We start from the raw sequence: 15,850 nt of genomic DNA, 5'->3' as shown, positions 1-15,850 counted from the left end.
AAGTACGTCAAAGTACGTCGAGACAAGCAGATCATCAACAAAGCCATTTACTTAGCGCTAGGTGTTGCTCTTAACGGTAAAAAAGAGCTGCTTGGTATGTGGTTATCAGAGAATGAAGGCGCTAAGTTCTGGCTGGGCGTTCTCACTGAGCTACAAAACCGCGGGGTACAAGATATCCTCATTGCCTGTGTCGATGGTCTAAAGGGCTTCCCCGATGCCATCAATACGGTTTATCCAAACGCTCAGGTTCAGCTGTGTATCGTACATATGGTGCGTTACTCAATGAAGTTCGTGCCCTGGACGGACAAAAAGGCCGTAGCGGCTGATTTAAAGGCCATCTACGGCGCTGATACGCTTGAGATAGCAGAGGCCAATCTTGAGCACTTTGATGAGACTTGGGGCAAAGATTACCCGCACGTGGTCAAGTCTTGGCGCAATAACTGGGAGGGCTTAACGGTGTTCTTTGAGTATCCGAAAGACATCAGAAAAGTGATTTATACCACCAATGCGATAGAGTCGCTAAACAGTGTGATTCGGACGGCAGTGAATAAGCGTAAGGTGTTCCCATCTGATCAGGCAGCATTTAAAGTGGTGTACTTAGCCACCCAGCAGGCGTCTAAAAAGTGGTCGATGCCCATCCGTAACTGGACGTCTGCTTTGAATCGCTTTATGATTATGTTTGATGACCGTATAAGCAGGCATTTAATCTAAATGGCAGTTACACAGAATCTGGGATGGTCTCCCGCCCCGATATTTTCGTATTCTCTCAGAAAGTTGAACCTTCGATATAGTCTAGACGGTCCATTACTCCAATCTGGACACTTTTCATCAAAATTATCTTGTTTAGTTGGTTTCTTGTTATCTAACTAGCTCAAAATTTACATCCACAATCAGCAGTAAATGCATCACATACTTCATTAGTGATGACGATGCACGGGTAGCTTCATTGTTCGTAGCGTGAATTATCTCTTCTTCTTTAGGATTGATTACTGACAATGAATAACCACTATAATAATCGTCATTAGTGAAATTTTTTGATAATTGACGATAGTCAGCTTTGAACTCTGTCGTTATTTCTAGCTTTTTTTCTTCATTCATTATTTTCTGATACCTTAACTCCCCTTTTTTAGGTTTTGTTATTTGCTTCATCTGGTAAGAACTGATATTTATACGCCAGTATCTAGCAGGTAGTATTTTTATGGCGATATCCAAATAGTCGTAGAAAACCTTCTTTTCCTTAAATGCAAAACGAAGGTCGCTATGTGATGAGTTAGCCTTTTTATAGAAAATTGAAAGCATACGTTGAACATGCTCTTTCGTCGGCTGTTTGAGATATAGATTTTCTAACTTAATAAAGCTTTCCTGCACGAGTTGCTGCTCTTTAGCAATGGTTGGCAGCGTTGGTGCTATCAATAGATGCCCTGACTTTGGCTGTTTGTACTTAGATATTAATTTATAATGAGCCTTGCCATGCTCATCAGCTGCTAGAAATAGCGCTCGATCATATAGCCTAACTGCACCTTCATATACAAAATGATATTGGGCAGCTTCAGACACCGTTTTACCTGCCTCAATCTCACTTAAAAACTCTTCAATCTGCCAACGCTCATACCTACCAAAAATAGGTGAAATATCGATACTCTCTTCTTCTATATTTGATGTAGAAAAATATTGCTTATTGTTATCAAGCTTTCTGATGTTTAACTCACGATTGATAAACTCGCGGATTTTTGTCAGATCAATACTATTCTGTTCAAAATTTAAGGCTTTTGGATTATGTTGATTAAAACTTCGACGTGCTTTATTTGTAAGTTTCATAACGACATCAACAGGCAGTTTCGTAAGCGCCTGGTTAAGTAAATGTGCTGAGATGATATCTACAGTATGTACGTATGAGCTAAAAGTAGTATCTAGGTCAGCATGTCCCGCAAACTCCATTAAAGCATCCCAATGATGACCAGATTTAATACGCATTTTTCCTAACAAATCCTCTCCGATACGCTTGGCCTCATCTTCGGTATAATCAGTAAAGATATTTAAAATTTCTTGACGACATCTCAGTATTACTGCCATATTAGAAATAGCATTATGGCGAAAGCTATGTAATACCAAGTGTTGGTAGTGGGGGCCAATGACCTTTTTAAATACTCGATCCACATTACCTCGATCTAATGGAGTCAACATCCCCTCAAGTGCAAATAAATATTTCCCTTCTTTTTTACTACGATTTCTCTCTATAAAATAAGTCTGAAACCCTTTAAACTCATCTGGTTTTAACAATACTGATAAAGTAATTCTTCGAGTACCATCATCTGATTTTAGAGCTCTATGGCTATTTGAACGAATAATCAAATTGATATAGAGATAAGTATCTGGATCATGTTCAATATCTGTTAACCGGATACCCAATAGTTCATTAATTCTTAAACCAGTACGATAAAGCAAAGTAAAAATCGCTTTCATCATGCTTCTATTGTATGGAGATAATGTGGTTTGGTTACTGACACTTAGTAAAATATGCTTATATAAATCAAGTGATATTAAACTACTAGAAACTATTTTCGGATCATTCTCACGCTGAAGACAAACATGCAGTGCACCAAAATGTTTTTTCAAGCTTTGGTGTAGTGAGTTCAGTACTGTCTGGGTGTAACCAATATTTAAAGTGTTTTTCTTAGCAACGATACTATCGTACAAAAACTCATATTGATGTGCTTGATAACTCGTAATGTCTTCATCACGAGTACCATACAAAAATGCTTCCCCTACTTCCGTCAGGTATCTAGATAAAGTAGAGGTGGCCTTATTAATAGCATTTAGATCAAGCATCCAGAAAATTAAACCTTGCTCGCTAGGGTTTTGGTATATTTCAGTCAAAAATTCCAGTTGCTCTTTAATCGTTTTCCTACTCCCCATGAGAGCGCGGCGAATGTCCTTTAATACATTCTTATGGGCCTTATCTTCATTTACGCTACTATCTATTTCTACAACTTCATTCTGTAAGTTTTGGATAGGTTTATTAAGTCTATCAAGCGTGATGTACTCATCCTTGATGGTACTGCTATTTGATTCTTTAAAAACACCTAAGTAAGCCTTCCAATCGTTCAAGCTAATTGCGGTATGGGTCTCATGTTGAACAAGCAGCTCCACCAGTTGCTGATCTATATGTACATTCGCTAATGTCTGCCAATAAATATTCAAATAGCTAAAAAAGTCTGTTTTCTCTAAGTCATCCGCTTTAAATTTTTGTCCAGTTAGATGACCTAGCTGCCTAACACAGCTATGAAAGCTGGGTGTCTGTAATTTTTCGTTTTCCAATAGGTGACTAATCTTTACTAACCATAGGCGACTGATATCATCGATAAATACCCATTTTGAATAGGAAATAAGTTTTTCATCAGAGCCTACGACATCTATTATCTGATTACCATAAGCTTTAGAGACGATATCTAATGGAATATAGACCATGTCATCAGCTAGTTTATATAGCTGTTTTTCAGTGGTGATGTGTATATAAACAGCTTTTAATACATCAACAGAATGTACTCGACCATGCATTAGTAATGAAAACATCAACCATGCAAGACTATCAACAAGTGTAAAACTGTTTTTCTTTTGCCATGTTTGCACAGCCTCCTTCATAATGCTTTGCAGCTTAGGCAGATGAAAAAATGCATCTTTTACTGCTGTATTTTTTGGGCGTTGAGGCTGATAAGCAACTGTAGGGGCTGGCAGTGGCCCTAAACCATTACGTTTACGTGCACGATTAATACTATTGAAAAAGAGAAGACGCTTGGTTAATGCGATTGGCATTAGACTTGCAGAAATACTTTCGCTTTCTACAAACTCTTTGTAAATATCTTCATAGAGTTGATAAATAGATGCTTCATTAACCGTAAATTCTTCTGCTTCAATATTTTTAAGAAAGCGTTTCCAAAGTTCTTGACATATTAAGTCAGCTTTTACTAAGATCTTTTTTCTTTGATCATTACGCTTTTGCTCACGACTTTTGTAACCGTACGGCTTATCAGTTGAATGCTTTTTTACACTCATAATTGCACCTGTCTTATCTTAAGCTTATTTGCAAGTGCTTGATAAGTTGGACGCAAGTCTAAAATATCGCCAATGCTTATTGACGAATTCTTCCGCCAAGACTCTTGCCCCATCATTTCATGACCAAATACAGAAAGTATCATTGATTCATTTATGTTCTGTTCATGCAGGTAACGCTGCCCAACATGCCTTGTCCAATCTTCTTTAAACTTGAAGTTCTCATGAATTTCATTTCGCACCAGTGCTGGACGAATTGCTTCGAGCTCACCTTTTTTATTAAACAGGTTAATCAGTGGTCGCTCATAATCCATTACCTCGTCAACCCACCATTTAATACGCATGTCTAAACGACAGAAACGAGAAGCAAAGCTTTTTAAAAAATCTATGTATCTATTGATTGCCTCGCTTAAGAATTGGCATAGAGGCACATACCTTTGACTCGACGCTGTTGCTCGCTCTTCTTTATCAGAGATCCAAATCAGCCCCACCCCAAAATTGAATTGATCCAAATAGCCTGGTGCTCCCTCCACGGCCCGCACCGAAGTTAGAAGCAAACTAACATGCCAAAGCCAAATGCTGTACGCATTGAATTTTTCGATGTAATCAGTCGTTACATCTACTTTTTGGCATAACAGATTAATAAAGTCACTGACAATTGTATAATCAGGGCAGTTTTGACTACCGATTTTATAATCAATAGTATTAGAAGCTAGATTTAGGTAATCATTGCTATATGTGGTTTTTTGACTTAGAAGTTTAATAGCCTGTTGATAATCAGCTCGAATGTTATCGACACTGTTAGAGCTATACCATATATCGGCTCGCTTACGTTCATTTCGGCCTGTAATGATACTAGCAACCTGACTATTAGAGACATGATGAATAAGAATACTGTATAAGCCTTTTTCAATACGAGCCAGTGATAGATATGGTAACTTTAGGGCATCACGAGTTTCGTTTATAACTTCATACAGGATCTCTTTATTAATATTGCCTTTATAGGCTAAAAACGTACCAAGTTGCTCAGGAAGACTTATGTCACATTCAAGCAAACGATTGGCTAGTACTTTTTGGATACCTTGAGTACGAAGTCTCAGAGGTGTGATGTCTAGAATGATATTTAAATGATAACTATTGTTCCGACGATTTAAATTAATATATTGCTTATTATTACCTGTTACATCCTCACTTAACTGGACAACTGACCTCCCGGTGAACATTGATAGCAGTAGATAACTAACTGCTCTCTTTTTATCTCTATCATGACTGGATGATAATTCCTTAAAAAGCTGCCATAGATACGCAAAAATATTCTGTAAAGCAAATAAAGGTAAAATCCTCACATTATTGCTAATAAAACGTTCGTTCTTATTGGCATGCTGCAGCTTTGAGCGCGTACGATGGTAAATCTGTTGCGCAGAATACTTTTCATGCGCTTGTAGTGATGTTTGCTTGAGTATCGTAAAATCTGGTAATCCAATATCTAGTTTCTCACGCACGACATCAATATCATTATCAGTTTTTAGAAATTCAGTGACACTAATCAATTCATCGCTATCATCGTCGACATCGTCAAACTCGATATATTCAATTTTTTCCTCATCAACCCGCCGTGTCACCCTACTTTTACGACCCTTTGTGGAAATTCGTTCGATACGGTTTTTGTTGTGTAGCACGAATTTCAATGCTCTATGCACTTTAGCAAACTGATTAAGATCAGTGCTTTTAATATCGTCGAGATGTTGCTTATATGCATCAATATTTTCGAATGTAGTGGCTATGCCTTTAGATTGTAGCTCTAAACACTTTTGCCATAGGTGATGATAAGAACTACCTTGTACTATCCACAAACGTGCAAAAGTAGTTATCTCAGTAATTCTGTTCATTAATTCACGATCTGAACAGTATAGTAGTAATTGACATAGTTTGGATATCCAAAGCCACTCTGGTGCTGGATTGCTAATATCCAACTCTTTCAGATGATACGTTGAACCTATAAACGCTGTTACTCTGAAATGATCGTTTGTTAATCTACCAGTACAACCCTTATAAATGGCTTTAAGTTCTATTTTTGATAAAACAGAATCCTTCTCTGTCTCTGGTAAAGATAAACTCATAAAACCTTGGCCTGACAATGCAGCCACAGTTAAAAAGTATTTCCTAACGCTTTGGTGGTTATCGACTAAATTAGGAATGAGTCCATCAGTAGCGTGCTCAATATCAATCTCCATTTACATTCCTTTGTATCAGTTCGTCAAAGCTCGGCATCTCAAAAACTGGGTATTTTTGTTTTGCTTGTTGATATTCGAAGTTAGGTCTAGAAATGATCATTTTCTGACAGGTATGTTCAATCGTTAACAACCTGCCGCATATTTGACGTTGGATGTCTTTTGGCATCTGATTCTTTAATTGATTATAAATCTTAATATTTACCGGTTTGAGACCCAAGAACGCTTGCCAAACATATCTCCATGACTCTAGCTCTATTGAGTTCATAGTTGGTTGCGTTTTCATGACATGAACTTCTGTACTATCCATCATCCCCAATTGTTCTACAAAGTTATCGAAAAAATAGAAATTTAATCGATCGTACAAAACATCAAGATGTACCTTATTGCCTTTAGGCTGAGCCACATGGCCTATTGGAAAATGTTCTAAATAAATTTCATATGCTTTTCTGGCTTCCGGATGTATACACAAACTTAGTAAATCTTTAGAAGATAAAGGGACATATCGATTACTAGACCTGGGTAAATTTTTATGATTTTTCATAGCATACCTTTAGCTTGTAACTCATATAAAGCGGCTTGTTTTGGAGTCCAAAATATCATGCGCAGACATTGGACATCTCTGCTAGGGGAGAGTAAAATATGATTTTATAGTTTTTAGTCGGTGTCAAAATACCATAAAATAATGGTGACTATAAACGTGTATCCTGAACACTATTGCACTTTCTTACACTATACATCGAGATAATAAAAAAAGCTACATCATATGTATATCATACGATGTAGCTTATTATAAATTAGTATTATTTCTATTATTTTAGTCCGCGAGCATTGCCAAGGTTGGGGTTTCCCGCTCCAGATACTTAAAAAGCCTCACTTAACAGTGAGGCTTTTTTTTGTCTAATTTTCAAGGTCTGTAGCGTTTTTCAACATGAGCTATTCAGTCTAATTGCTAAGTCTAGCTAATATATTAAAAGCTCAACAATCAGCACCGTGACCAAAACGTGACCATTTCGAACTAACCCTCTAAAGCGGAAATATCATTTCAATTGTCAAAGTTATAGTACTATTAGAATGGACTATCACCACAGTCCACTCCAATTAACGACAGATTGAGCCATTCATGAACTTCATAGACGTTGAGCCCACGCTAGAAAATTACTGGCGAGCTATTATTCTGTTTGGTAGAAACACTGCTTCTTATAAATTCGCGCTTGCCAAAACTTTAATCGATGTCAGCTTAGAGAGAGATTCTGACTTGATTTCGCTCGAAGATTTAGCGCTGCCCTACGCCTTACATCTATGTGAACATCTAAAACATAGCCCTAAACAGAGCACTTTTAGTAGTAGTAAGTTTATCAATGCTTGCATTCAATTCAACCATCAACAGATTAGCGAAGATGAACTCATTCATGTCACGAATAAAGAAGGATTTAAATACGTTTTGGACGCATTTCATGTGGTCAATACTAAAGCAGTGCAAGAACGTTTTTATGATGTAATTAATGAAGAGTTTTTTGTTGACGAGCGTAAACAAAATAAAGGAATACGTCTAACAGATAACTTATTCAAATTATTTCATGTGTTTGATAATTCGGCTAAAAATCTAAATTTAGAGACAGAGTCACGTTGGAACTTGGTAGAAAAAGCGTGGGAGCTCAATATTAGTAAAGGTTTAATTTCAGTTGAATTTGACCAAGATACCAAACAATTATTTACTAAAGATAATAAACATTGCCGCATTGATATTACCAGTTCAAGAGGTGCATTAAACGGATATCAAAAGAGCAGATGCTTTTACTGCTTTACAGAAATCAGTATTGCTTCTAATGACGTGATGCTAGCAGACGTTGACCACTTCTTTCCGCATACTTTAAAAGCCCAAGTAGCAACCGCTAGTTGCTGTCGGCCAGTTAATGTCGATGGGGTTTGGAATTTAGTGCTTGCTTGCTCTAATTGCAACCGTGGTATAGATGGTAAAGCTGCTAAATTACCTAATATTGAGTTGTTGAAAAGACTACATACACGCAACGAATATTTGATTGGCAGTCACCACCCACTACGCGAAACCTTAATCAATCAAACGGGTATAAATGAGAAGACACGTCAACAGTTTTTGCAGAAGTCCTTCAACTTTTCAAAAGAACATTTGATTCATGTCTGGCAACCTAGACAACAAGGAAGTAGTCTCTTCTAATAATGAACAGCGATATATAGCCCATGATAAATCAATCAAATACCCTAGATTTTTATAATAGCAACGCAAATTCATTCTTTGAGCAAACCATTAGTGTGGATATGCATCGACTATACCAACCCTTTATAGACAACTTGCCTGTTAGACCAGTACACCAGCAAAACATACTAGATTTAGGCTGCGGCTCAGGTCGTGACAGTATTCACTTTGCTAACTTAGGCTTCAATGTTACCGCGACTGATGGCAGTCAAGAGCTTATTGAACGGGCAAAAACTCATAACAATGATATTATTGATTGGCAATGCTTAACTTTCGAGCAAGTTCCATTTCAGAAGTGGCATAAACGATTTACAAGTATTTGGGCATGTGCTTCGCTGCTTCATGTACCTTATGAAGAGCTTCCTGAATTAGTAGATAACTTACTCACCATGCTGACAGATGAAAGTAATTTTTACGCATCTTTTAAATATGGCAATAGAGACCGTATTGAGGATGGACGTTTTTTCTGCGATATGAATGAAGAACGCTGGGAAACCTTAAAGCAAAAAATCAATCATAAGTTCAAAGAAGAAACTTGGCTTACGATTGATCAAAGAGCGAATAGAGATGAAGCATGGTTTAATATTATGATTAAAAAGGTTTAAACAAATGAGCCGAAGCTATGATGAGTTTCGATGTGCACGTTTTTAATATAGAACGACATAGGTTGCGCAATATTTATGTCGTTAGTATCATGTTGGTTTAGAAGTAGCTCAACTACAATTAGGAAAATATTATGGCAAAATTAGAATCAAACATTGAGCTAGAAGCAGCTGCATTTCGTCGCTTACTAGCTCATTTAGACGAACGTAAAGATGTACAAAATGTTGAGCTAATGAACCTTGCCGACTTTTGTCGTAACTGTTTATCCAAATGGTATAAAGCGGCTGGTGAAGAGCGTGGTATTGAAATCGAATACGAGGATGCGCGCGAGCTTGTTTATGGTATGCCTTATGCCGAGTGGAAAGAGAAATATCAACAAAAAGCAACGCCAGAGCAGTTAGCGCGTTTTAACGAGATTGAAGCTGCTAAGAATAAAACGGATTAAAACTGACAGTGATAGCTCAAATAAAATAAGCCATCACTAGAGAGTGATATCAGAAAATCCAACATTGCCGCTAGATTAGCGGCTTTCTATAGATTTGAGTATGCTACTAAACCCTATAGTTCCTTGTTTCTGCATTTGACGGTCGAACAGGCGACCGACTAATGGCAGTGGTACAATCAATCGACCCTCAGATACCCAAGTCACGTGTGTGGTGCCATCGCCCAAGTCTTTTAAGTCAATGATGCCTTTATCATGCTGCATTTTTATAGGTTTAGATTTTTCGATTTGGTATTGCATATGAGTAGGACGCTCAAACGCCGTAATCCGCTCCCAGAACTTAACGGGTCCCGTTTGAATGCTACGTAAAGCCCCGACGCCATTGCGCTCCTCGTCACCTTCATTCACCAACTTAGCCACTCCCACCGCTTTAAATGAGCCATAACTGGCATGGTCACTCAGTGCTTCAAATACCTCATCAATCGGTTTTTTGACAATGCGCTCTACTTTTATTTTAAACATAATATGATCTCATTAAGACTAAAGTTATTTAACTTACGGCTATTTCAGCAATAAATATAGCCGTCACATTGTGAAAAATTATTACCGCGAAGAGCCTCGTCCCTTTGAAGGACGCCTGCCATTGGTAGCAGGTTTACCATTGCCTCCAGATTTACCATTACTGCCTGACGGCTTACCACGACCAGTAGGACGTCCATCCCTACCTTTAGAACCTGCTGGTTTTCTAGCATCGTCCTTGGCGTATTTGTTACGCCCCTTTGCTGCACCTGCTGATTTTGTAGATGGTTTTGACTTTGACGAAGCATCAGCACGAGATTTTTTTCGTGGCGTATTGCGAGATTTCTTGTTTGAGTGATTGTCTTGCGAAGAGGAATCTTCTACAGATTTAAGTAACACAGACAGCTCTTTTGGGGTTAAGTCTCGCCAGTCACCAACGGGAAGACCCTTGAGACTTACATTCATAATCCGCGTACGTTCAAGCTTAACGACTTCGTAGCCAAAGTGCTCACACATACGGCGAATTTGGCGGTTTAAACCTTGAACGAGCGTGATATTAAACACATTAGGCGCCACTTTAGTCACTGGGCATTTTTTGGTCATCTTGCCAAGCATCGGCACACCGCCCGCTAAACCTTCGATAACACTATCAGTTAACGGCTTATTTACTGTAACTAGATACTCTTTCTCGTGATTATTACCAGCACGTAGTACCTTATTGACCAAATCACCGTTATTAGTCAAAAATATCAAACCTTGAGAATCTTTGTCCAAACGGCCTATCGGAAAAATACGCAAACTATGTCGCACAAAATCAACAATATTATTTTTCTCGGAGCTTTCCGTGGTGCTTACAATGCCCACTGGCTTATTTAATGCAATAAAAATAAAATCATCAGGCTCTCGTGGCTCAATAAGCTGCCCATTGACTTTTACCGCATCTCCAGCGACCACCTGATCACCTACCGACGCACGTTTGCCATTGATGTATACATTACCTTGTTCAATAAAGCGGTCAGCGTCTCGCCTAGAGCAAATACCACTTTCGCTGATGTATTTATTTAAACGAGTCGAGGAAGCATTGAACATAAAGCACCGTTTTACCTGATAAGAAGCGTTTTTTGCTAAGAAAAAAGCCTAAACTGAATGGATAAACAATAACGAAATAGCTCACATTATATAGGAAATCGACTGACCCTTTGAGGAGAGATGGGTGAAAACCTATAAATGTATAGCGTCATGTAATTTTCGATGATGTCGAAAGAACTTGTTTATGAGGTTAGAAATTTAAAAAGCCTCACCATTCATTATACGAGCAGTGAGGCTTTTTTCTAGTTTTTCAGCTATATAATTTTCAAATCTGTACTTTTACTAATTGATTACTCTATTAACTTATCTTACTCACTACTCAGCATCATCTAACAGTTTGTTAAGCTCGTCCACCATTGGATCGTCAATGATGCTACCTTCTACATAGCTGATTATCTCATCCACAGTCGTCAGATCCATTTCACGAATACCTAAACTGGCTAGTTGCGAATTAATAGATTCTAAGCTGTCGTTATCTTCAGCGTCATCTAATAAATCCTCTTCAAATCTACCTCTGACAAACCAGTACATTTTTTCTAGTACGGTTTCTTTTTTGGTCAAAGTAGAATAACCATCGCCATAAATGAACAGGTTGAAATGATAAGGTATTTCTACGTCATTGATGAAAAATGTACGTTGGCACTCTAATGTATAGGCTTGAATTTCTTCACTCTCAGCGCTTTCATCACTTTTGTTGTCTTCATCATATTCAATCGCCTCTTCTATCAACTCACCTAATATCTGATAGTCGCCGACTTTGATTTTATGATTATAAATGATAGCAGAGTCTGCTATTGCATCAAAAATAATGGCACTGACATCTAAGGTATGATTATCGATATCATAGAATGCTTTTAACGCTGGCAAAAACTCTGTCAGCTCTTCTTCAGGCACTTGAATGAGAAACTGCTGCTCGTATATTTTAATCATATCTTCAGGAGCATAGGTATTAGCAGTATTGGTCTCGTTTCTACCTGTTGGCTGCAAAGGTAAAAAATTACACGGGTTATGTTTGGTCATTCAGAACTGCCTTTTTGCTTAAGTTAAATTTATTAAATGTCTGTGTTGCTCAATCTCTAAGAGCCTTTGAACGTGCTACTATGCTTCAGTACCGTAAGACTTTAGGATTTATGGGCGTATTGTCTCTTATTCAGGCAATTTTAGATAGACAGTTATAAATATACAAGTTCAATCACTCTACTTTAGACAGGTAGTCTAAATAACACAGACTAAAAAGACGATACTAGCCAGCAGTATCTTAATATTGCCTTCAAGTGCTAATCCAACTTTCACTTTTCTCTAAAGCTACTTACATACTAATTCACTTGCTGCCACCCTGATGTTGCATGATGCTCATCTTGATGTGCAAATAAAGGGTGAGCTTTGGCTTCATTTAGACTCAAAACAGGGGTCACACAGACATCTTTTGCTGCAAATACACGTTGCCAATGCTCAAGCGTTTGACTGGCGAATTTTTCCGCGATTGTGTTGGTCGCTGTTTGGCTCTCAGGTCTATTGGGCATGATACCAAGTTGCCAGTGTATTGCTTTAAGCGCTGGCAGCTCCAATACCTGACATAGCCCTTGCCAAAACTTCAGCTCCAAGGCACCAACCGCCATATAGCGCTGGTCAGCGGTTTGGTACAATCGATAGCATGGCAATGCACCGCCTAAAAAGTCATGCTGCGGCAGTAGAGTGTCGTTTAAGCCATTTCCTGAAAGGCTATTAATCAGTTTGCCTGTGACCTTTGGCATGACCATATGATTGTACAAACTGTGCGTCATGCTAATAGCAATGTGTCGTCCCCTGCCCGTACGCTGCGCGGCAAATACGGCAGCCAACAGTGCTATCACTGCTGTATCACTACCACCTGCCAAATCCGCAAACTGAATATTGGGCATGGCCTGCTCACCCTGCGCTGTCCTTAGCTGATCTAGTACACCGCTCATAGCCATAAAATTGATATCATGACCTGCCTTATTGGCCCAGTCATGATTCACTTGAGAGCTGTTTTTTGAATCAGCATCTTCTAAATAAGTACCTTCTTTTGTGTAATTGCCTGCTACGCCATAGCCAGTGATTGACACTATTACTAGCTTTGGGTTGATGGCATGCAAGGTCTTAGCATCTAGCCTCATTTCTGCCAAGACACCTGGGCGAAAGCTATCTAGCATCACATCAGCTTCTTTAAGATGTGCTTTTATAGCTTCAGTCTCTTTGGGATCATGAAAATCATATTTTTCGGTCGTCTTACCGTGGTTTAGAGCTGCGAATAGCTCACCAAACACCCGAGCAGGATCACCTTGTTTGGGTTCGATTTTAAGGACGTCCGCGCCCAAATCTGCTAGCAAACGCGTAGCAAATGGCCCAGGTAGATTACGAGTCAGATCGATCACTCGTAACCCTTGTAGACAGTCCGCCATTTGATCATGATTTGATACATGCATGTCAGTCATCGGAGAACGCCTCGCCTTTGGCTGCCATATCTAACAAGATTTGAGCCGGCTCAAAACGCTCGCCATATTTCGCAGCCAGCTCACGGCTACGCTCAACAAATGCACTCACGCCCATCGCATTGATAAACTGTAGCGTACCACCGTACTGCGGTGCAAACCCCCAACCAAAGATAGACCCTATATTGGTATCGGCAACTGAGCGTACGACATTCTCCTCATAGCACTTAGCGGATTCATTGGCTTGAATAAACATTAGCCGATCTACCAAATCTTGCTGTGAAGGTTGCTCCGATTTTGGCGGATATAAATTTACCAACTCAGGCCATAGATGCTTATCACCCTCTGTTGGATAGTCATAGAACCCTTTGCCATTTTTCTTACCTTCGCGCCCTTGCTCATTAACCAGTGTTTTTAGTATGTCATAAGAAGGGCGCACTACGATTGGCTTACCTTCGGCTGCCATATCCGCTTGCTGCTGTTCGCTGACATGCAATGCTAGGCTTAATGACACTTCATCTTGCAATGCTAAAGGCGGCATCGGCATCCCTGTTTTCATACCGGCAACTTCGATGCTACGCGGATGCATACCCTCTCCTAGCATCGCAATGCCCTCTGATACATAGGTGCCAAATACCCGCGAGGTATAAAATCCGTGACTGTCATTGACGACGATAGGCGTTTTGCCTATTTGCACAACATAGTCGAATGCTTTGGCCAATGTTGCATCATCAGTTTGCTCGCCCATGATAATCTCAACGAGTGGCATCTTGTCTACTGGCGAGAAAAAGTGCAGACCGATGAACTGGTTTGGTCGTGTACTGGCTTTTGCTAGCCCAGTAATCGGTAGTGTTGAGGTATTAGACGCATAAATAGCCGTGTTTGAAATCACTGCTTCACTCTGCTGGGTACATTTGGCTTTGATTTCTCGATTTTCGAACACCGCTTCGATGATGAGATCACAACCAGCTAAATCATCGTAAGAGACGGTTGGCGTGATACGTTTTAGGAGAGCTTGTTTTTTCTCTTCGGTAGCGTGCTGTCGGCTGATGGCTTTATCCAAAATATTAGCAGAGTACGCTTTGCCTCTTTCAGCATTGGCAATTTCTGTGTCCAATAGCACGACGTCTATCCCTGCTTTGGCAGTAACATAAGCGATGCCAGCGCCCATCATGCCAGCCCCCAAGATACCGACTTTTTTGGTTTGGGTCTGCTCAAACCCTTGAGGTCGAGACCGACCTTTTTTGATGCTATTCAGCTGCGTCCATAAGGTGTTAATCATGTTTTTAGATTCAGTTGACAGTACGCAAGCGGCAAAATAACGCGACTCGATCTCAAGCCCTGTATCGATATCAACTAGGCATCCTTCAAACACACAAGACATGATATGAGTAATCGCTGGATAGTTGCCGTGAGATTTTTGATTGGCCATGGCTGGGGCGATAGAGAATATCGGTACAACGCTAGGATGCTTACTATCGCCGCCAGGAATTTTAAAACCCTTCTCATCCCATGGCTGCTGCGCGCTTGGATTGTTTTGAATCCAGTTTTTTGCTTGCTTCAGCATATCTGCTCGATCAGTGGCTATTGCATCAATAAGTCCAATATCTTTTGCCGCTGCTGGTCGTAATTCTTTGCCTTGCGTCATCAGCTCCAGTGCTACTTGAATACCGACTAACCTTGGTAAGCGCTGAGTACCGCCGCCGCCAGGTAACAAGCCCAGTTTCACCTCAGGCAAACCAAGCTTGGTCTTAGGCGTGTCAATGGCAATACGATAATGACAGGCAAGTGCCAACTCTAAACCACCGCCTAATGCGGTTCCTGTCATAGCAGCGACGACGGGTTTACCTGAGGTCTCAAGCGTACGCAAACTCCCTTTTAATTCCTCGGTCAATGTAAATGCTTGCTCCGCTGTCTCTATCTGGTTCAATTGATCAATATCTGCGCCAACCACAAAGGTGTCTTTGGCCGATGTGAGAATTAAGCCTGTGGCGGCGTCATCATTGATAAAACTATCAACTATCGTGGCAAATGCCTCCGTAAAGCCATCACCAATGACATTCATTTTGCGTTTGCTTTGGTCAATCGTAACGGTGACGACACCCTCGTCATCACGCTGGGCGGAGAAGTTATCTAATGCGTTAATGGCTATTACGCTATCTACTGTTTGGTTATTTGTCATCATTTTTATCCCTTAAATGATTCTTTGTATATTGCGTTTTAGTCT

12 protein-coding genes are annotated in these 15,850 nt (G+C 39.7%); 4 read left to right on the top strand and 8 right to left on the bottom strand.

The genetic code is table 11. The annotated features are described in order from the left end of the window. A partial coding sequence (locus JMX63_RS01065; protein ID WP_201570204.1) for an IS256 family transposase occupies positions 1-711 on the top strand: 711 nt, incomplete at its 5' end. 147 nt (positions 712-858) lie between these two features. Here the strand turns inward: JMX63_RS01065 and JMX63_RS01060 are convergent. Genes JMX63_RS01060 through JMX63_RS01050 form a run of 3 tightly spaced genes read right to left on the bottom strand, consistent with a single transcriptional unit; the run spans position 859 to position 6,825 of the window. Further along, entirely contained in the window at positions 859-4,053 is a 3,195-nt protein-coding gene (locus tag JMX63_RS01060; protein WP_201570202.1) for a site-specific integrase, read from the bottom strand. Beyond that, positions 4,050-6,284, bottom strand: coding sequence for a hypothetical protein (locus JMX63_RS01055; protein WP_201570200.1), 2,235 nt, complete (start codon positions 6,282-6,284; stop codon positions 4,050-4,052). Before JMX63_RS01055 ends, JMX63_RS01060 begins: the two co-directional genes overlap by 4 nt. Further along, the gene (locus JMX63_RS01050) at positions 6,274-6,825 is read right to left on the bottom strand and encodes a hypothetical protein (protein ID WP_201570198.1); all 552 of its coding nucleotides are present in this window, start codon (positions 6,823-6,825) and stop codon (positions 6,274-6,276) included. The genes JMX63_RS01055 and JMX63_RS01050 overlap by 11 nt, the downstream gene beginning before the upstream one ends. Positions 6,826-7,404: 579 nt before the next feature. On the opposite strand from JMX63_RS01050, the gene JMX63_RS01045 reads away from it, so the two are divergent. The 3 genes from JMX63_RS01045 to JMX63_RS01035 all read left to right on the top strand — a co-directional run bounded on the left by JMX63_RS01045 (position 7,405) and on the right by JMX63_RS01035 (position 9,565). Further along, a complete protein-coding gene (locus JMX63_RS01045) occupies positions 7,405-8,478 on the top strand; it encodes an HNH endonuclease family protein (protein WP_201570196.1) in 1,074 nt (357 codons plus the stop codon). A gap of 23 nt (positions 8,479-8,501) precedes the next feature. Further along, a complete protein-coding gene (locus JMX63_RS01040; protein WP_201570193.1) occupies positions 8,502-9,122 on the top strand; it encodes a class I SAM-dependent methyltransferase in 621 nt (206 codons plus the stop codon). Between the two features lie 131 nt (positions 9,123-9,253). Beyond that, positions 9,254-9,565: a DUF1244 domain-containing protein gene (locus JMX63_RS01035; RefSeq protein WP_201570191.1), complete on the top strand. Its 312-nt coding sequence runs from the start codon at positions 9,254-9,256 to the stop codon at positions 9,563-9,565. Between the two features lie 75 nt (positions 9,566-9,640). Here JMX63_RS01035 and JMX63_RS01030 read toward each other — a convergent pair whose 3' ends face one another. The 5 genes from JMX63_RS01030 to JMX63_RS01010 form a co-directional block, all read right to left on the bottom strand. Next, entirely contained in the window at positions 9,641-10,084 is a 444-nt protein-coding gene (locus JMX63_RS01030; protein WP_201570189.1) for an SRPBCC family protein, read from the bottom strand. Positions 10,085-10,165: 81 nt separating this feature from the next. Then, a complete protein-coding gene (gene rluF, locus JMX63_RS01025) occupies positions 10,166-11,170 on the bottom strand; it encodes a 23S rRNA pseudouridine(2604) synthase RluF (protein WP_201570187.1) in 1,005 nt (334 codons plus the stop codon). 315 nt (positions 11,171-11,485) lie between these two features. After that, positions 11,486-12,190, bottom strand: a complete 705-nt coding sequence (locus JMX63_RS01020; protein ID WP_201570178.1) for a hypothetical protein — start codon at positions 12,188-12,190, stop codon at positions 11,486-11,488. 296 nt (positions 12,191-12,486) lie between these two features. Next, a complete protein-coding gene (locus JMX63_RS01015; RefSeq protein ID WP_227673196.1) occupies positions 12,487-13,626 on the bottom strand; it encodes a CaiB/BaiF CoA transferase family protein in 1,140 nt (379 codons plus the stop codon). Further along, complete coding sequence (locus JMX63_RS01010) at positions 13,619-15,808, bottom strand: 3-hydroxyacyl-CoA dehydrogenase NAD-binding domain-containing protein (RefSeq protein WP_227673195.1); 2,190 nt, start codon at positions 15,806-15,808, stop codon at positions 13,619-13,621. Before JMX63_RS01010 ends, JMX63_RS01015 begins: the two co-directional genes overlap by 8 nt. Positions 15,809-15,850: the final 42 nt, after the last annotated feature.

This window comes from Psychrobacter nivimaris (assembly GCF_904846365.1).
Taxonomy (GTDB): Bacteria; Pseudomonadota; Gammaproteobacteria; order Pseudomonadales; family Moraxellaceae; genus Psychrobacter; species Psychrobacter nivimaris_B.
The sequence above is the reverse complement of the archived record's forward strand: the minus strand, read 5'-3'. Positions and strand labels throughout refer to the sequence as shown.

Coding starts and splice junctions, on each gene's coding strand:
- JMX63_RS01060 (WP_201570202.1), bottom strand. CDS start 4,053: ATGAGTGTAAAAAAGCATTCAACTGATAAGCCGTACGGTTACAAAAGT.
- JMX63_RS01055 (WP_201570200.1), bottom strand. CDS start 6,284: ATGGAGATTGATATTGAGCACGCTACTGATGGACTCATTCCTAATTTA.
- JMX63_RS01050 (WP_201570198.1), bottom strand. CDS start 6,825: ATGAAAAATCATAAAAATTTACCCAGGTCTAGTAATCGATATGTCCCT.
- JMX63_RS01045 (WP_201570196.1), top strand. CDS start 7,405: ATGAACTTCATAGACGTTGAGCCCACGCTAGAAAATTACTGGCGAGCT.
- JMX63_RS01040 (WP_201570193.1), top strand. CDS start 8,502: ATGATAAATCAATCAAATACCCTAGATTTTTATAATAGCAACGCAAAT.
- JMX63_RS01035 (WP_201570191.1), top strand. CDS start 9,254: ATGGCAAAATTAGAATCAAACATTGAGCTAGAAGCAGCTGCATTTCGT.
- JMX63_RS01030 (WP_201570189.1), bottom strand. CDS start 10,084: ATGTTTAAAATAAAAGTAGAGCGCATTGTCAAAAAACCGATTGATGAG.
- rluF (WP_201570187.1), bottom strand. CDS start 11,170: ATGTTCAATGCTTCCTCGACTCGTTTAAATAAATACATCAGCGAAAGT.
- JMX63_RS01020 (WP_201570178.1), bottom strand. CDS start 12,190: ATGACCAAACATAACCCGTGTAATTTTTTACCTTTGCAGCCAACAGGT.
- JMX63_RS01015 (WP_227673196.1), bottom strand. CDS start 13,626: ATGACTGACATGCATGTATCAAATCATGATCAAATGGCGGACTGTCTA.
- JMX63_RS01010 (WP_227673195.1), bottom strand. CDS start 15,808: ATGATGACAAATAACCAAACAGTAGATAGCGTAATAGCCATTAACGCA.